The sequence below is a fragment of the Fructilactobacillus vespulae genome (assembly GCF_047324295.1).
GTDB classification, from domain to species: domain Bacteria; phylum Bacillota; class Bacilli; order Lactobacillales; family Lactobacillaceae; genus Fructilactobacillus; species Fructilactobacillus vespulae.
This window is the reverse complement of record NZ_CP137138.1, coordinates 882,611-897,295: the sequence shown is the minus strand read 5'-3', so window position 1 is coordinate 897,295 and position 14,685 is coordinate 882,611. Positions and strand designations below refer to the sequence as shown.

The window sequence follows — 14,685 nt, the reverse complement described above, 5'->3', positions numbered from 1 at the left end:
TTTTTTTATTTGCTATCAATCATTATCTGGATCTTTTTGTTTATAAACCGTTCTAGGAACACTTCCTCGTTGTGGACCAACATAACCGCGTTGTTCCATCTCATCGACTATTCGAGCGGCACGATTATAACCAATTCTAAATCGTCTTTGTAACATCGAGGTACTAGCCTTATGTTCTTCAACCACAAAGTCTAGAGCTTCATCAAATAAATCATCTTTTTCTTCATCTTCTTGCTCTTCAGCAATATCCTCATCAGTTACAACCATCTTATCATCATAATCTGGCTCACCCTGTGATTTAACAAATTCAACGATACTTTCAACATCCGTATCAGAAATAAACGAACCTTGAACTCGGTTAGGCTTGTTCTGACCAATTGGTTCAAACAGCATATCTCCGCGTCCCAGTAATTTTTCGGCTCCGTTTGAGTCTAAAATAGTTCTAGAATCAGTCCCGCTTGATACTGCAAAGGCAATTCGTGAAGGAACATTTGCTTTTATCAAACCAGTAATAACATCTACAGATGGTCGTTGCGTTGCTAAAATCATATGGACACCTGCTGCTCGTCCCATTTGCGCTAACCTAATAATTGCGGTTTCAACTTCATTTGAAACGGTCATCATCAAATCAGCTAATTCATCAACAACCACAACAATATATGGAAGCTTAGGAATTGCAGTTCCCTTTTTCTGATTTTCTTTGTCGACAAATTCATTGTAGGAATCAATTTTCCGTTGACCAGTCTTGGCAAACAATTCATAACGATTTTCCATTTCTTCAACCGCTTTGTTTAGTGCCCGAGCAGCTTTTTTGGGGTCAGAAACGACTGGCGATAGTAAATGTGGAATTCCATTATAAACACCCAACTCAACTTTTTTGGGATCAATCAACATTAGTTTAACTTGATCAGGAGTTGCTTTTAATAGAATGCTAGTTAAGAAACCGTTAATTGCAACTGATTTACCACTACCCGTTGATCCCGCAATCAGTAAGTGAGGCATTTTGGTAATATCACAAGAAATTACGTTTCCATTAACGTCTTTTCCAAGTGGCACCTTCAAAATCTTTTCCATTGCCTGCTTGCCTTGAGATTCAAATGTATCTCTAAATGAAACCATCGATACTTCTCGATTAGGTACTTCAATTCCAATTAAAGATTTTCCAGGAATGGGTGCCTCAATTCGAATATCTTTGGCGGCCAATGCTAACGCCAAATCATCACTTAAATTAACAATTTTACTAACTTTAACACCGATGGCTGGATGCAATTCATATTCGGTAACCGATGGTCCTAGACTAACGTTTTTAATTTCTGCATCAACCCCAAAACTTTTTAGTGTTGACTGCAAAACCTTAGTATTCTTATCAATTGAATTGTATTCCTGAGTTTGGTCCGTCTGTGAAATCTGAGTCAACAATTCAGTGGATGGTAACTGATAGCTACCAGGATTACTATTAGTTGGTTGAGGTACAAAAGGAGTTTGCTCCTTTTTATTAGCCATTCTAATTTCTGGCTTAGGCTCTACATAAGTAGGTTTTTCTTCCTTAACAGCTGACTTAGTTGGCGGAGTTTTTTCCACCGGCTTTTCAATTGGTGGAACTGGATTAGGACGACTTGGGGCTTCTTTGGCTTTTTTAGCCCTTTCTGCCTTCTTCTGAATCCGTTTTTCATGATAGTTTTTAACCGTTGTTTCCAACTGCAACATTAATTTTTTTAATAGACTGGTGATGGGAATATCACAAAAAATAATAATTCCGGCTAAAATAATTAACACAGCTAGAATTTCAGTTCCCACAAAGGAAATTAATACTGATAATCCTTGTAACAGACCTGATCCAATCAATCCACCACCAACATTGGTACCGGTTTCTACTTTAACTAAATCGTTATAACTGGTTTGCCAAGTAACGTTAATGTATTGATAAAACTGATGTAATTTTAAAAACATTAAAATTGAAAATTCTAGTAAAATACCAATCCAACTTACCAAAAATCCCCAAATAAAATGCGCTTTAATCTTAGGAAGGGGCTTATCTACAAATAGAAAAGCTCCCCAAATTGCTAATAGCCCCCAGACAACTTGGTACGTATTACCGAAAACAATTCTTACCAAGTTTGCTAAAGTAATCCCAATTACCCCCAGGTTAAAACAAGCTAATGCCCCAAAGAAGAGTAATCCTAAGCCAACTATTGATTGACGATTTTCACTAATAAATTGTTGTAATGACTTATTTAATTTTTGTTTTTTCTTACCTTTTGTTTTTCTTTTTCTCTTGGTTGCCAATCAAATACCTCATTCTATCTATTTTTTAAAATCAGCTAATTTATCATGTTCATAATCATGAACCATGTCTAAATCTCTAAATGATTGTTGACGTAAGACTTCATAAATCACAATTGCACATGAATTCGATAAGTTCAAAGCGCGAATATTAGAATCATCTTGCGGGATTCTAATCGCTTGTTCAGCATATTTTTGTTCAAATCGCTCAGGCAAGCCCGTGGTTTCTTTTCCAAAAATAAAGTAATAATCTTCATTTGTATCTGTATAATCATGTTGGGCATAGTTATATTTACCAAATTTCGATACTAAAAATAATTTCTTAATATCTGGAACCGTCTCCAAAAACTCTGGTAAACTTTCATGGTAATTAATTTGAACTTTGTCCCAGTAGTCTAATCCTGCTCGTTTCAAATACTTGTCTTCAACTGAAAATCCTAGTGGTTTAATTAAATCTAAAACAGTATCAGTTCCGGCACAAGTTCTAGCAATGTTTCCTGTATTAGCTGGCATTAGTGGTTCAAATAAAACGATATGATTAGTCATTGTAATACTCCAATTCTTTGCGATAATTTAACCAATTCATTATAACACGTTCAAAAAAGGTCTTTAATGGTCTATAATTTACCTTCAGTCTACCAGTATAATATATCTATTGGAGGAATTTAAATGAATAATTTAGAACCCGTAATCGACAATTTCAGAGAATTACCCAAAATAGCTTCTAAAGTTAATTATCGAATTGCAATTGCAAATAATCAAATGACACCCAGTCGTGGTTTGATTGCAGAAGCAACTAGATACGCTAACGAACATCAAATTAGTTTGGACGTTTTTATTAATGCCAGTAACGAATCCAACATTTTTGATGATACCGAAGCTAAAATCATGGAAGCTGATCTTTTTCAATGCCAATCCTTAGGGACAGACGGCGTGATTATCGGTGCTTTAACTTCAGAAAACCAAATTGACACTGAGATAATGGAAGCATTAGCAGGAGCATCCGACGGCATGGAAATGTTTTTCTCTCCCGCTTTTGATGAAATTCCAGAAAATAATTGGGATGAAGCATTAAGCTGGTTAACTGAACACCAATTTAGTGGAATCGTTGCTAGTCAAAACTTGCAAAAACTAGAACAAAAACTGAAAGAATTTAATACACTCAGACTAGTTCCATACTTGACTACTGAAGAAGCAAGCCAACCAGAAAATCAAACTGACTCATTTATCTATATTAATAAAAAGTAAGCTTTCAACGAAAGCTTACTTTTTTATTATATCTGCAAAATATGGTGGTATGGGAGCCTCAACTTTAATAGTCATTTCATCCAATTGGTCCCAAAATTCAAGCTCAAAGCAATGCAAAGCCTGATGCTTAATTTCTGCTGTTTCCGTGCCGTATAGCCAATCCCCCACCAAAGGATAACCGATTGCAGCAAAATGAACTCGAATTTGATGAGTTCGTCCCGTGTGCAAACTGATTTTAACTAAAGAATTAGTTGATGTAGTTTTCATCGTCCAAAACTCGGTATTGCTATATTTTCCATCCTTAACAATTGCTCTTTCAATAAAAGAATCTGGTTTCCTCCCGATAGGAAGTACTATACTAGCATGCTTTAGTGGGATTCTTCCTACCAGCCCCGCAACATATCCCTTTTTAATTCGTCGTTGTTTAAATTCTTTATCTAAAGCGGCATGAGCTAAACTATTTTTGGCAAAAATAACCGGACCACTGGTTCCACGATCCAAGCGATTAACTACATGAACCACTTTACTAGGATAATCTTTTTTTAAGTAGTAACCCAACACCCGATTAACAATCGTATCATTGGGATAAATATGTGATGGAACCGTCGCTACGTTAACCGGTTTATTTATAATTAAATAGTTTTGATTTTCAAATAAAATGTCTAACGGTTCATTAGAAATGTTTAAAACTTCATTTTGCTGCTCTGGTGGTAATATCATCGTAACTTTATCACCTTGTTGCAACATAAAATTGGTAAATTGCGGTTCTTGATTTACTAAAAGTTGACCACCATTAAACTTAACCTTTTTTAGTAATGTCCGAGTAACTCCCTTTTCCATTAAAAAGGTTCTTAATTTTAGCGGCGTCTCATGGTGATTATTCCAGGTAAAATTAATCATTCAGATTGTCACCAATAAAGGAGTTGTTTACCCGTTCCCAAAAATGCGTATGTTGATATTTAGCAAAATAGATTCGCCGTTGCGATATTCCATAGGTAATTGATTTAATTGGACGATCCATTACCAGTAGTTGATCACACGTCAACACATTGTGTAATGAAACTTTGGGTACAACGGTAATGGTTTCCGTTGGTGGAATAATAACTGGAGAACCAATTGTTCTAAATACTCGGTTATTAATTGAGGCCATTTCAGCAACTTGAATTGCATTAAATTTAGGTGAAATGATTGCTCCCCCAACTGACTTGTTATAGGCAGTTGATCCGGTAGGAGTTGAAATACACAAACCATCACCTCTAAAGTTTTCAAAAAGTCTATCCTTAATGTAAACCTTAGCCACCATTGTGCCAAATAATTTTTTTACGGTTGATTCGTTTAGTGCCACCATTTTATCTGGAAGACCCTGGTCTGAATATTCGACCTGAATATCTAGAAGTGGATAACTAACACTTTGACCATTATCATTTTCTAAACTCTCCACCAGTTTTTCTACCTCGTTATCGCGCCAATCAGTATAAAAACCTAGGTGTCCAGTATGGATTCCCACAAAACGCACTTTTTCCGTTAAATCATCGTAATGATGAAAGGCTGAAAGTAAAGTTCCGTCTCCACCTACTGAAATCACTACTTCTGGGTTTAGTTCATCAATTTGTAAAACCTCTGATTTGTTTATCAATTCAGATAATTCGGTTGCAACCTTACTTGAGCTTTTATTATCATTTCCATAAATTGCAATACGCATCTCTATTCACCCTTTTTATCTTGTTTCTTGGCATCATCAATCAAATCTTTTCTAATTTGTGACATATCTTCATCCAACTTAAAAGCCGTTTCCGAATCCTCTTGCAATCTTTTGTGAACATCATCCGGGAAAACATCGGGATGTTTATAATTTAATGAATGCTCTAGAGTTGCCCAGAAATTCATCGCTAACGTTCTAATTTGAATTTCAACCAAAATATTTCTTTGTCCGGTTAATAGTTGAAGCGGATAACGAAAAACAATGTGATAAGAACGATAACCACTTTTTTTCTCATTATTTACGTAATCACGTTCTTCAATTATTTCAATATCATTTCTTTTTCTTAAAATATTAACCACTTGATAAATGTCGTCTAAAAAAGGACACATAATTCTCAGACCACAAATGTCTTCCATATCTTCAGTTAATCTTTCTGGATCAATATCTCGTCGAATCATTTTTTCTTTAATACTATCAATTGATTTAATTCTGCTAGTTACGAATTCAATTGGAGAATGTTCATCCATTATTTGATACTCTTCACGAATACCTCGTAATTTAACTTTCCATTCTTTTGCAGCTTGGTTATATGGAAATAACAATGAATTCCAGTCAGTAACCACTAGACCACCCCACTATGTCGTTTTTATATGCCTATCATATCACATTTAGACTAATTTTATTTTACGTAAAATAAATCAAATTATTTGAATTTTAGTTAAAATTTGGTATGGTAGATAGTGCGTTAAAATTACTGATAAGGAGATAGAAGCTAATGATTGAAGTATACTTATTTATTGATCCATCTTGTTCAAATTGTCTCACAGCAGAACAAGATGTTACCAAAGTTACTGAAAATCTTCCGGGCAAGGTTTGTTTAAGATTTATTCCATTTATCACCCTTGAAACCCTAAATCGAAAAAATCAAAATAACATTGATCCTTATCAAATAATTGTCGACTACAAAGCAGCTTTATATCAAGGCTGTAAAAAGGGACGTAGTTTTTTACAGGATCTCCAAGAAGCCGTTTTAAAGCAAAACGTGCCTTATTCAGAAAAGCTTGCATATCAAATTGCTTTAGAAAATAAGTTAGATTTAGAAATGTTTAAAGAAGACCGTATTTCAAAATTAATTAAAGCAAATATTAACTCTGATCAAGAATTGGTTCGCGAAATGGGAATCACCAATCATGAAAATCTAGTTATTTTCGATTGTAGATCTGTTGATAATGGCATCTTAATCGATAAATTTGACTTATCACAACTGGAATCACTGTTTCAAAAAATTATTAATCATACCCCTAAGCAAAAATTAAAAGCTTTCCCACATTTAAAAGTTTTATAAAAAAAGAGTCCCGTTTTGAAGTGCCCTATAATTGTTAGACAAAAATAACAGTTATGGGGTGCTTTTTTTATGACAAAATATTCACCGAAATTTAAAGCAGAACTTGTTCATTTATGTTTAGAAGAAGATTATTCAGTTAATGAAATTAAAAATAATTATGGAATAAGCAAAAGTTTAATATATAGTTGGATTGACCAAGTTAATGTAAGTGGCTATCAAATTTTAGCTCGTCGAGCTAAGCAAAAATATAGTCAAAATTTTAAGTTAATGGTGGTAAAATACTATCAAAATCATAACGAAGGCTATTCCAAAGTAGCTTCTTATTTTAAAATCAATCAATCTCAAGTTAGAAAATGGGTTAAAGATTTTGAAAATTATGGGATTACCGCACTTCGTTTAAAAAAGATAGGACGGCCATCTATGAAAAAAAGTAAAGGTAAAAAAGCATTAAAAGAAATTCCGAAGACAAAAGAGGAAGAATACAAACAAAAAATTTCTGATTTAGAAGAAAAACTACGTTACACACAAATGGAACTTGATATCTCAAAAAAATTGAGAGCCTTAAAGGAAAGAAAATAAAATCAACAGAAATAGCAATACTAATTAATTCTTTAAGGCCAGAATATAATTTTAGACAGTTGTTAAAATACTTCAATTTAAAAAGAAAAACTTATTATGCTGCATTAAAACGATCAAAAAAACCAGATAAATATCTTAAATTGAAAGAAGAAATTAAAAATATCTATTTAAAAAGTCGTGAAACCTACGGTTATCGTAGGATTTGGCAAATTTTGATTAATAAAGGATATACATATTGTTTAGAAACCGTGCGAAGAATAATGCGGAAAATTGGATTAATTTGTACTGTATACTCAAAAAAAACAAGGAAATATTCTTCATTTAAGGGTGAAATAGGAAAAATTGCTCCTAATATTCTAAAACAAAAATTTAATGAAACTATCCCATATAAGGTGCTTCATACAGATATAACACAAGTGAAAATTGGAAAAAATAAATGGGGATATATATCGGCAATAATTGATGAAGCCTCTGGAGAAGTTTTAGCAACAAGTATTAGTGAGCATCCAAACTGGAGGCTGGTTTCAGATATGTTAGATAAATTAAGTATGAATCTTCCCCAAAATAGTAAACCATTGATACATTCAGACCAAGGATTCCACTATCAATTAAAATCATATCGACAAAAATTAAAATCTAATGGTTATATGCAAAGTATGTCCCGAAAGGGAAACTGTTTAGATAACGCACCTATTGAGAGTTTCTTTAATTTATTAAAGAGGGAGTGTTTAAATCGTATTAATATTAATTCTGTAATTACATTAAAAAATACATACAAAAAATATGTTGATTGGTTTAACAATGAACGAATTTCAGGAAATAAAAAAGGACTTACACCAGTTGAATATAGGTGTAAATCCTTAAAAATTTAAAATTATATAAAGTGTCTAACTTTTCTATAGCACTTCATTTGGGACTCTTTTTTTACATTAATTTTTCTAATTCATCCATCCGTTGTTCAAATTTAGCAAAAGCAGCATCTAAATAAGCAACACTGGTCATGTCTATTCCTGCCTTTTTCATTATTTCCGTTGGAATATCTGAACTACCTGCTTTTAGATAGTTTAAATAAGCATTCTTTTCTTCTTCACTTCCAAATGAAATTTTATCAGCTAAGGTCGAAGCTGCAGCAAATCCAGTGGCATACTGGTAAACGTAAAAATCATAATAGAAGTGTGGAATTCTCGACCATTCTAACGCAATATCACTATCAACTTCCATATCCGGTCCATAGTACTTTTGATTAATTTCTAAATACTTTTGACTCATTGTTTCAGCCGTTAATGGTTCTCCTGCTTGTGCCTGAGTATGAATCCATTGTTCAAACTCAGCAAACTGAGTCTGTCTGAAAATAGTACCTTTAAACCCTTCTAGATAGGAACTTAAAATATATTTTTTCATCTCTTTTGCTTGTGTATTTTCTAAGAGATAATTAGTTAAGATATTTTCGTTAGTAGTAGAAGCAATCTCTGCGACAAAAATAGAATAATCCCCATACTGGTATGGTTGATTATGAGTTGTATAGTAACTATGCATACTATGACCAGTCTCATGAATTAAGGTATAAAGATTATCCATGTTATCTTGCCAATTTAGTAAAATATACGGATTGGTATCATACATCCCTGATGAATAGGCTCCCGTTCTTTTACCTTGGTTTTCAACAACATCAATCCAACGATTATTTAATTCATCTTGAACGTGTCCAATATAATCTGGTCCTAAAACATTTAATGCATCTAACATAATTTTTTTAGAATCGTCAAAGGTATATTTTTGCTCTGGTTCTTTCGCTAATGGTACATACATATCATACATATGCATTTCAGGTAAGTTTAAAATTTTCTTTCTTAATGCAACGTAACGATGTAGAAGGGGTAAATGATCATTAACGCTTTTAATTAAGTTATCAAAAACTTGCGGATCGACTTCATTAGAATGTAAGGCTTCGTTTCTCGCACTATCAAAATGATGAACTTCTGCATTAAAATTATTAACGGCAACTTCTGAAGAAAGAGTTGAAGCCAATGTGTTTTTAAACTGACGGTATACCTGATATAGTTTTTTAAAAGCTGCAGCACGAACTTCTCTATCAGTTGATTGTAATAAAACACCATAAATCCCATTAGTTAAGCGGACTTGGTTTCCCTGACCATCTTCAACCATTGGAAACTCTAAATCGCTACTATCTAATGAACTAAATATTTTTTCAGGGGCACCAAAAATACCTGAAGCTTTTGAAAGTAACTTTTCTTCTGCGACGCTTAATACGTGTCCTTCATTTTTTAAAATAGATGCAAAAAAGCGTTGGTATTGGTTTAAATCAGGTAGTTGTTTAGTAAATTCGTTAATTTTCTTCTCACCCAATTTAATAACTTCTGGTTCAAACCAAGAAATCGCAGCACTTAATTTAGTTCCTAAATCAGTTACTTGATCCATAAATCCCTGGTACTTATTATTTGAAGTATCAACATCATTGTTTAAATGTGCATAGACAAACACTTTTTCATATCTACGGCTGACATTTAAAACAGATTCAACGGTTTCTAATAAACCTGCGGCATCCTTATTAACTATGTTATTTAATTTCTTCACTTCAGGAATTAATGCAGAAACCTCGGAAAATTCAGCTTTAAATTCGGCTTCCGAGCTAAAAATAGTGGATAAATCCCATTGTAAATTTTCTGGAACATCTTTTCTGGCTGGACTACTAGTAATTTTCATTTACAGATTCCTTTCTAATCATTTTTAATTTGTAATATGTGTCATGATACCAAATTATGGGACGAATTCTAATAATTTGGTCTTTTTTTATACTAATAATTTTATGTTGTTGCAAATTTTTTAAAAATAGCAATATTGAATTATCGTAAAAACGCATACTATTTTTAATAAATAAATAATTTTTCTTTATAATTAACGATTTAATTACGTTTACTGCAATACTTTCATTAATTTCTAACTGAAAAATGATTTTGATAGTAATGCCTAACCAATCATCAATTATTGGTGCCAAAACTCTAGGATAATGACAAAAAACGGGACATCCCGTAATTGTTTTTTTCCTTTGATAGCATAATTCTTGAATTTTAAGGATTGCCTTATCGGAATTTATAATTCGTTTTTCAATATTTAAAACCGCTGCTTTTAAGCTATTCGATCTCTGGGTCAGGATTTTGTTGTTATTTATAAAAGAAGTTAACTCCATCCAGTTTGTAAATTGCCGTTCTAGATTAAAAAATCTGAAATCAGATTGGTAAATATTATATTTTAAAATCAATTTTTGGGTTTCTGAATTTAAAAAAAGTAAAAAAAAGCCGATATTTTTATGATATCGCATAAATCTTCTAACTGAATTACTTTTCAGTCTCATTTGATAATACTGCATTCCTAAAATCCAAATCGACTCGATTTTAAGCCGCTGATACCCCATAACTCGCTCTTTTAAGCGTTGATTAGTTATTGGACTACATTGATACTCAAAGGCCAGTTTATTAGCCAATAAGTCCGGTTTTTGCTTAATTTTCTTAAGGTAGACTTCTAATTGAATGGATGAATAAGTTTTACTTAAACTACACAATAAAAATTGTTTTCCCATTAGATGTTTAGCAGTTTCAGGTTCTCCACCGCCACAATTTGAATCAATTTTGTGGGCAAAATGAGCTACATTTACAGTTCCTCTTTTTAAAACAACCGATTCCAGACAAACTGCACAAACATATTTAGAACTTTTTTTTGCCGCGTTTGCATTTATTAATGAATTACCTTTTTTCGCAATTAACAAACTATCACCCTTAGTATAATACGAAAAAAAACTAGCAATTTTAATTGCTAGTTAAAGTATTTTGCTAATTTATTAATTGCAGAAGAGTCCATAATCTCTTTAGTATGTTGTTTAATTTCACTATCTGAAATTGGACTTAGCTGTCCATATTCATACATTAAAGCCAATTGATTATCAATTAAATCTAGTTTTAGCTTAATTTCATTTTTTTCATCATTTACAATCCCATTAGGAATTAAAAAATATTCTAATAGAAGGTAGTAAACATCTCGGTCTTTAAATAAACTGCTATAAATATTTATTCCCGGTAATTCCAAATCATGTTTAATTTCGTTAACTCCCCCAATTAAATCCTCAAAGGAAGCAAAATAAACGGGAACCACACGGTAAAGTTTTTCTTCATCAAAATAATCAATTGGCTTATTTTGTGCCTGCTTTTGCTTAAATCTTTCCTTAGTTTCATCAGACATAAAGTTTAAATCTTCTTCGGTTAATTTAGAAACGATGTTACTGTCCTTACTAATAACCATCTGGATTCCATCTTTTTGCGGTAAGATTTGAAAAGAGACTAAGTCGTTGTCTTGAAAGTCTCTTTTTTCATCAACCTCTTCTAAAATTGAATAAAAGAATCTTTCCACTTTATCTCGGTCGTTCATAAATTCAATCGGATTTATATTTCTTTCTTTTAAGTCTGCCTGAGTAATCCAAACTTTGATTGTATTTTCATCAGTTCTTTCGTATTTCAAGTTAATCCCTCTTACATATTAGATTTCAATCTTCTCTCTTAATTTTGGTAAAACAACCTCAACTTTAGCCCCAGCAGCTGCTTCGGCTTCATCAAACAACAAATTTAATTTTTCAGTTTGTGGTAAATGACTCAACATTAATTGGTCACAGTTGGCGCTTTTTGCTAAATTACCAACTTGTTTTGACGTCATGTGCCAAATTGTTCCTGTTTTATTTTCAAAGAAATTAGTATCTGCAATTAATAAATTAGCATCTTTACAAAAATCGATTAGACCATCGAAGTATTGTGAATCTGCAGTATAAACCAGCATTTTATTTGTCTTTTTTTCAGTAATTTTAATTGCAAATGCTGGAACTGGATGAATGGTCTTTAAAAACTCCAATTTAAATGGGCCAATGTTAGTAACTTCATTTTCTTTAAATGGAAATTTTTGGGTTGAGTTGGGCCAATCTAGAGCTGAAAAATTAGTTTCATCCAATGTATTACCATAAATAGGTAATACACCTGTTAGGTAACGTTTTGCGTGTAATTGCCAATAGTATTGTAAAACACCTACATCAGCAAAATGATCAGCATGGTAGTGTGATATTACAACCGCATTTAATTGCAATGGATCAATTACTTTTTCTAACGACATTAGGACTCCACTACCACAGTCAATTAGAAGATTGAAATCATCTGATTGCAATAAAAAGCCGCTAGTTCCAACTTCTTTGCCAGGAAAGCCACCATAATATCCTAAAACTGTTAATTTCAATATCTATTCCTCCTAATATTTAAAAATCGTTATTCTTTCAACCTAGGTTACTTTATTTTAGACTTAAAGTAAATCAATTAAAATGAGGTAATAAATGATTAATAAAATAAGCACAACTTTTGGTTCAGAATATATTTTAGATCAAATCATAAAAAATCATCCCAACAGGAGATTGGAACTATTTGTACCAGTTAAACCCAATGGTAATTTACAACTACTTGATCTATCAAATTTAGAATCAGTTTTTAGTTCACCAATTTCATATAAAGTATTGAATCATAGTGGTACAGACAATTGGACATCGTTTATTAATTACTTAGAAATCAACGCAGATGATAATGAAGCAAAGATTATTAATGCCAAGTTAAATGGTTTTATAAATAGTTCAACTCCCCCAACTGGGATGGATAGTATCTACTATCTTAAAAAGAATAATGGTTCAAATACCATCACTGTTTTAACCACTTGGATGGATGAAAGTTATTTCAATGACTGGTATAAAAAGTATCAGCAACAAAATAATTCTTATTTACCATTGATTAGAGACTTTTCAACTAATTATTATAGTGCAAGCTTTATTAATATAAAAAAATGGTAAACAAAAAAAGAGATGATAAACATCTCTTTTTTAAGTACGGTCCGTACGAGACTCGAACTCGTGATCTCCTGCGTGACAGGCAGGCGTCTTAAACCGACTGGACCAACGGACCAAAATTGCGGGGGCTGGATTTGAACCAACGACCTCCGGGTTATGAGCCCGACGAGCTGCCAGACTGCTCTACCCCGCGATAATATTAAAATGAAAAATGACCCGCACGGGATTCGAACCCATGTTACTGCCGTGAAAGGGCAGTGTCTTAACCACTTGACCAGCGGGTCATATAAAATTAACGGAGAAGGAGAGATTCGAACTCTCGCGCCGCTTACGCGACCTACACCCTTAGCAGGGGCGCCTCTTCAGCCACTTGAGTACTTCTCCAAAAGTGGGCCTAAGTGGACTCGAACCACCGACCTCACGCTTATCAGGCGTGCGCTCTAAACCAGCTGAGCTATAGGCCCATAAAGCGGGTGACGAGAATCGAACTCGCGACAATAGCTTGGAAGGCTATGGTTTTACCACTAAACTACACCCGCATATTAAATTAAAAATGGAACAATGGCGCTGGACAGAATCGAACTGCCGACACACGGAGCTTCAATCCGTTGCTCTACCAACTGAGCTACAGAGCCAAGTTAAGCGGTCCGTACGAGACTCGAACTCGTGATCTCCTGCGTGACAGGCAGGCGTCTTAAACCGACTGGACCAACGGACCAAATTGCGGGGGCTGGATTTGAACCAACGACCTCCGGGTTATGAGCCCGACGAGCTGCCAGACTGCTCTACCCCGCGATAATAAAGGAGGATGAGAGATTCGAACTCTCGCGCGATTTGACTCGCCTGACGGTTTTCAAGACCGTTCCCTTCAGCCAGACTTGGGTAATCCTCCATATGTTGCTTAATAATTATAACACACTATTTAAAATAATGCAATGGTCATTAAATCAAAAGATTTAATAATGGATCTTGTAGGACTCGAACCTACGACCGGACGGTTATGAGCCGTCAGCTCTAAACCAACTGAGCTAAAGATCCAGACCAATCGCGGCAGAGGGGATCGAACCCCCGACCTCCCGGGTATGAACCGGACGCTCTAGCCAGCTGAGCTACACCGCGATATAAAACTTTCGATACTTACGTATCTAATCGGGAAGACAGGATTCGAACCTGCGACCCCCTGGTCCCAAACCAGGTGCTCTACCAAGCTGAGCTACTTCCCGAAAAATGCACCTAGTAGGAGTCGAACCTACAACCTTCTGATTCGTAGTCAGACACTCTATCCAATTGCGCTATAGGTGCATAAGTGCCGAGGACCGGGATCGAACCGGTACGGTCATTACTGACCGCAGGATTTTAAGTCCTGTGCGTCTGCCAATTCCGCCACCCCGGCAAAGCGGAAGACGGGATTCGAACCCGCGACCTCCAGCATGGCAAGCTGGCGTTCTACCACTGAACTACTTCCGCATAATGCCGACTAGAGGATTCGAACCTCCGACCCCCTGTTTACAAGACAGGTGCTCTGCCAACTGAGCTAAGTCGGCAATATGCCTTAAAAATATTAAGTTAATGAGCCGTGGCAGGTTCGAACTGCCGACCCTCTGATTAAAAGTCAGATGCTCTACCGGCTGAGCTAACGGCTCA

General features: G+C 34.4%; 14 protein-coding genes and 18 tRNA genes. 5 read left to right on the top strand and 27 right to left on the bottom strand.

The annotated features are described in order from the left end of the window. Positions 1–15: 15 nt before the first annotated feature. Both R4B61_RS04360 and trmL read right to left on the bottom strand, forming a co-directional pair. Positions 16–2,286, bottom strand: a complete 2,271-nt coding sequence (locus R4B61_RS04360; RefSeq protein ID WP_413627062.1) for a DNA translocase FtsK — start codon at positions 2,284–2,286, stop codon at positions 16–18. A gap of 18 nt (positions 2,287–2,304) precedes the next feature. Beyond that, a complete protein-coding gene (trmL, locus tag R4B61_RS04355; RefSeq protein WP_413627061.1) occupies positions 2,305–2,829 on the bottom strand; it encodes a tRNA (uridine(34)/cytosine(34)/5-carboxymethylaminomethyluridine(34)-2'-O)-methyltransferase TrmL in 525 nt (174 codons plus the stop codon). A 123-nt stretch (positions 2,830–2,952) separates the two neighbouring features. Here trmL and R4B61_RS04350 point away from each other — a divergent pair, with 123 nt between their 5' ends. Then, a complete protein-coding gene (locus tag R4B61_RS04350) occupies positions 2,953–3,531 on the top strand; it encodes a copper homeostasis protein CutC (protein ID WP_413627060.1) in 579 nt (192 codons plus the stop codon). 15 nt (positions 3,532–3,546) lie between these two features. Here R4B61_RS04350 and R4B61_RS04345 read toward each other — a convergent pair whose 3' ends face one another. From R4B61_RS04345 to R4B61_RS04335, 3 genes are read right to left on the bottom strand one after another with little or no spacing between them, the layout of a single operon-like run. Next, positions 3,547–4,431, bottom strand: a complete 885-nt coding sequence (locus R4B61_RS04345) for an RluA family pseudouridine synthase (protein WP_413627059.1) — start codon at positions 4,429–4,431, stop codon at positions 3,547–3,549. After that, positions 4,424–5,233, bottom strand: a complete 810-nt coding sequence (locus R4B61_RS04340; protein ID WP_413627058.1) for an NAD kinase — start codon at positions 5,231–5,233, stop codon at positions 4,424–4,426. The genes R4B61_RS04345 and R4B61_RS04340 overlap by 8 nt, the downstream gene beginning before the upstream one ends. Before the next feature lie 2 nt (positions 5,234–5,235). Next, complete coding sequence (locus R4B61_RS04335) at positions 5,236–5,856, bottom strand: GTP pyrophosphokinase family protein (protein ID WP_413627057.1); 621 nt, start codon at positions 5,854–5,856, stop codon at positions 5,236–5,238. Positions 5,857–6,008: 152 nt separating this feature from the next. On the opposite strand from R4B61_RS04335, the gene R4B61_RS04330 reads away from it, so the two are divergent. The 3 genes from R4B61_RS04330 to R4B61_RS04320 all read left to right on the top strand — a co-directional run bounded on the left by R4B61_RS04330 (position 6,009) and on the right by R4B61_RS04320 (position 8,029). Next, positions 6,009–6,578, top strand: a complete 570-nt coding sequence (locus R4B61_RS04330; RefSeq protein ID WP_413627056.1) for a DsbA family protein — start codon at positions 6,009–6,011, stop codon at positions 6,576–6,578. A 69-nt stretch (positions 6,579–6,647) separates the two neighbouring features. Further along, entirely contained in the window at positions 6,648–7,157 is a 510-nt protein-coding gene (locus R4B61_RS04325) for a transposase (protein ID WP_413627055.1), read from the top strand. After that, on the top strand, positions 7,130–8,029 hold the full coding sequence (locus R4B61_RS04320; RefSeq protein WP_413628281.1) for an IS3 family transposase: 900 nt from the start codon (positions 7,130–7,132) through the stop codon (positions 8,027–8,029). Before R4B61_RS04325 ends, R4B61_RS04320 begins: the two co-directional genes overlap by 28 nt. Before the next feature lie 52 nt (positions 8,030–8,081). Here the strand turns inward: R4B61_RS04320 and pepF are convergent, their stop codons facing one another. Genes pepF through R4B61_RS04300 form a run of 4 tightly spaced genes read right to left on the bottom strand, consistent with a single transcriptional unit; the run spans position 8,082 to position 12,446 of the window. Then, positions 8,082–9,881, bottom strand: a complete 1,800-nt coding sequence (gene pepF / locus R4B61_RS04315; protein ID WP_413627054.1) for an oligoendopeptidase F — start codon at positions 9,879–9,881, stop codon at positions 8,082–8,084. Further along, positions 9,868–10,941 carry a competence protein CoiA gene (locus tag R4B61_RS04310; protein WP_413627053.1) on the bottom strand — a complete coding sequence of 358 codons (1,074 nt, stop codon included), beginning with the start codon at positions 10,939–10,941 and terminating at the stop codon, positions 9,868–9,870. The genes pepF and R4B61_RS04310 overlap by 14 nt, the downstream gene beginning before the upstream one ends. A gap of 47 nt (positions 10,942–10,988) precedes the next feature. Beyond that, positions 10,989–11,687, bottom strand: coding sequence for an adaptor protein MecA (locus R4B61_RS04305; RefSeq protein ID WP_413627052.1), 699 nt, complete (start codon positions 11,685–11,687; stop codon positions 10,989–10,991). Positions 11,688–11,705: 18 nt separating this feature from the next. Continuing rightward, a complete protein-coding gene (locus R4B61_RS04300) occupies positions 11,706–12,446 on the bottom strand; it encodes an MBL fold metallo-hydrolase (RefSeq protein ID WP_413627051.1) in 741 nt (246 codons plus the stop codon). A 94-nt stretch (positions 12,447–12,540) separates the two neighbouring features. Here R4B61_RS04300 and R4B61_RS04295 point away from each other — a divergent pair, with 94 nt between their 5' ends. Continuing rightward, positions 12,541–13,044: a hypothetical protein gene (locus tag R4B61_RS04295; protein ID WP_413627050.1), complete on the top strand. Its 504-nt coding sequence runs from the start codon at positions 12,541–12,543 to the stop codon at positions 13,042–13,044. 37 nt (positions 13,045–13,081) lie between these two features. On the opposite strand, the gene R4B61_RS04290 is transcribed toward R4B61_RS04295, so the two are convergent. From R4B61_RS04290 to R4B61_RS04205, 18 genes are all read right to left on the bottom strand, one after another. Then, positions 13,082–13,156: transfer RNA gene (locus R4B61_RS04290), tRNA-Asp, on the bottom strand. 4 nt (positions 13,157–13,160) lie between these two features. Further along, positions 13,161–13,234 (bottom strand) — tRNA-Met (locus R4B61_RS04285). Positions 13,235–13,253: 19 nt separating this feature from the next. After that, a tRNA-Glu gene (locus R4B61_RS04280) sits at positions 13,254–13,325 on the bottom strand. Positions 13,326–13,337: 12 nt separating this feature from the next. Next, positions 13,338–13,425 (bottom strand) — tRNA-Ser (locus R4B61_RS04275). 5 nt (positions 13,426–13,430) lie between these two features. Then, a tRNA-Ile gene (locus R4B61_RS04270) sits at positions 13,431–13,505 on the bottom strand. Between the two features lie 4 nt (positions 13,506–13,509). Further along, positions 13,510–13,580 (bottom strand) — tRNA-Gly (locus R4B61_RS04265). Between the two features lie 23 nt (positions 13,581–13,603). Further along, positions 13,604–13,676 (bottom strand) — tRNA-Phe (locus R4B61_RS04260). Between the two features lie 8 nt (positions 13,677–13,684). Next, a tRNA-Asp gene (locus tag R4B61_RS04255) sits at positions 13,685–13,759 on the bottom strand. Between the two features lie 3 nt (positions 13,760–13,762). Continuing rightward, positions 13,763–13,836: transfer RNA gene (locus R4B61_RS04250), tRNA-Met, on the bottom strand. A gap of 7 nt (positions 13,837–13,843) precedes the next feature. Further along, positions 13,844–13,933 (bottom strand) — tRNA-Ser (locus R4B61_RS04245). 71 nt (positions 13,934–14,004) lie between these two features. After that, positions 14,005–14,079 (bottom strand) — tRNA-Ile (locus R4B61_RS04240). Between the two features lie 7 nt (positions 14,080–14,086). Further along, positions 14,087–14,160: transfer RNA gene (locus tag R4B61_RS04235), tRNA-Met, on the bottom strand. 30 nt (positions 14,161–14,190) lie between these two features. Continuing rightward, a tRNA-Pro gene (locus tag R4B61_RS04230) sits at positions 14,191–14,264 on the bottom strand. A gap of 5 nt (positions 14,265–14,269) precedes the next feature. Next, positions 14,270–14,343: transfer RNA gene (locus R4B61_RS04225), tRNA-Arg, on the bottom strand. 5 nt (positions 14,344–14,348) lie between these two features. Then, a tRNA-Leu gene (locus R4B61_RS04220) sits at positions 14,349–14,434 on the bottom strand. A 2-nt stretch (positions 14,435–14,436) separates the two neighbouring features. Next, positions 14,437–14,508: transfer RNA gene (locus R4B61_RS04215), tRNA-Gly, on the bottom strand. Between the two features lie 4 nt (positions 14,509–14,512). Continuing rightward, a tRNA-Thr gene (locus R4B61_RS04210) sits at positions 14,513–14,585 on the bottom strand. A gap of 26 nt (positions 14,586–14,611) precedes the next feature. Further along, positions 14,612–14,684 (bottom strand) — tRNA-Lys (locus R4B61_RS04205). Position 14,685 lies beyond the last annotated feature (1 nt).

What these genes read in the sequence shown, in the direction of transcription:
- R4B61_RS04350 (WP_413627060.1), top strand. Translation starts at nt 2,953, where the DNA reads ATGAATAATTTAGAACCCGTAATCGACAATTTCAGAGAATTACCCAAA.
- R4B61_RS04345 (WP_413627059.1), bottom strand. Translation starts at nt 4,431, where the DNA reads ATGATTAATTTTACCTGGAATAATCACCATGAGACGCCGCTAAAATTA.
- pepF (WP_413627054.1), bottom strand. Translation starts at nt 9,881, where the DNA reads ATGAAAATTACTAGTAGTCCAGCCAGAAAAGATGTTCCAGAAAATTTA.
- trmL (WP_413627061.1), bottom strand. Translation starts at nt 2,829, where the DNA reads ATGACTAATCATATCGTTTTATTTGAACCACTAATGCCAGCTAATACA.
- R4B61_RS04340 (WP_413627058.1), bottom strand. Translation starts at nt 5,233, where the DNA reads ATGCGTATTGCAATTTATGGAAATGATAATAAAAGCTCAAGTAAGGTT.
- R4B61_RS04330 (WP_413627056.1), top strand. Translation starts at nt 6,009, where the DNA reads ATGATTGAAGTATACTTATTTATTGATCCATCTTGTTCAAATTGTCTC.
- R4B61_RS04325 (WP_413627055.1), top strand. Translation starts at nt 6,648, where the DNA reads ATGACAAAATATTCACCGAAATTTAAAGCAGAACTTGTTCATTTATGT.
- R4B61_RS04295 (WP_413627050.1), top strand. Translation starts at nt 12,541, where the DNA reads ATGATTAATAAAATAAGCACAACTTTTGGTTCAGAATATATTTTAGAT.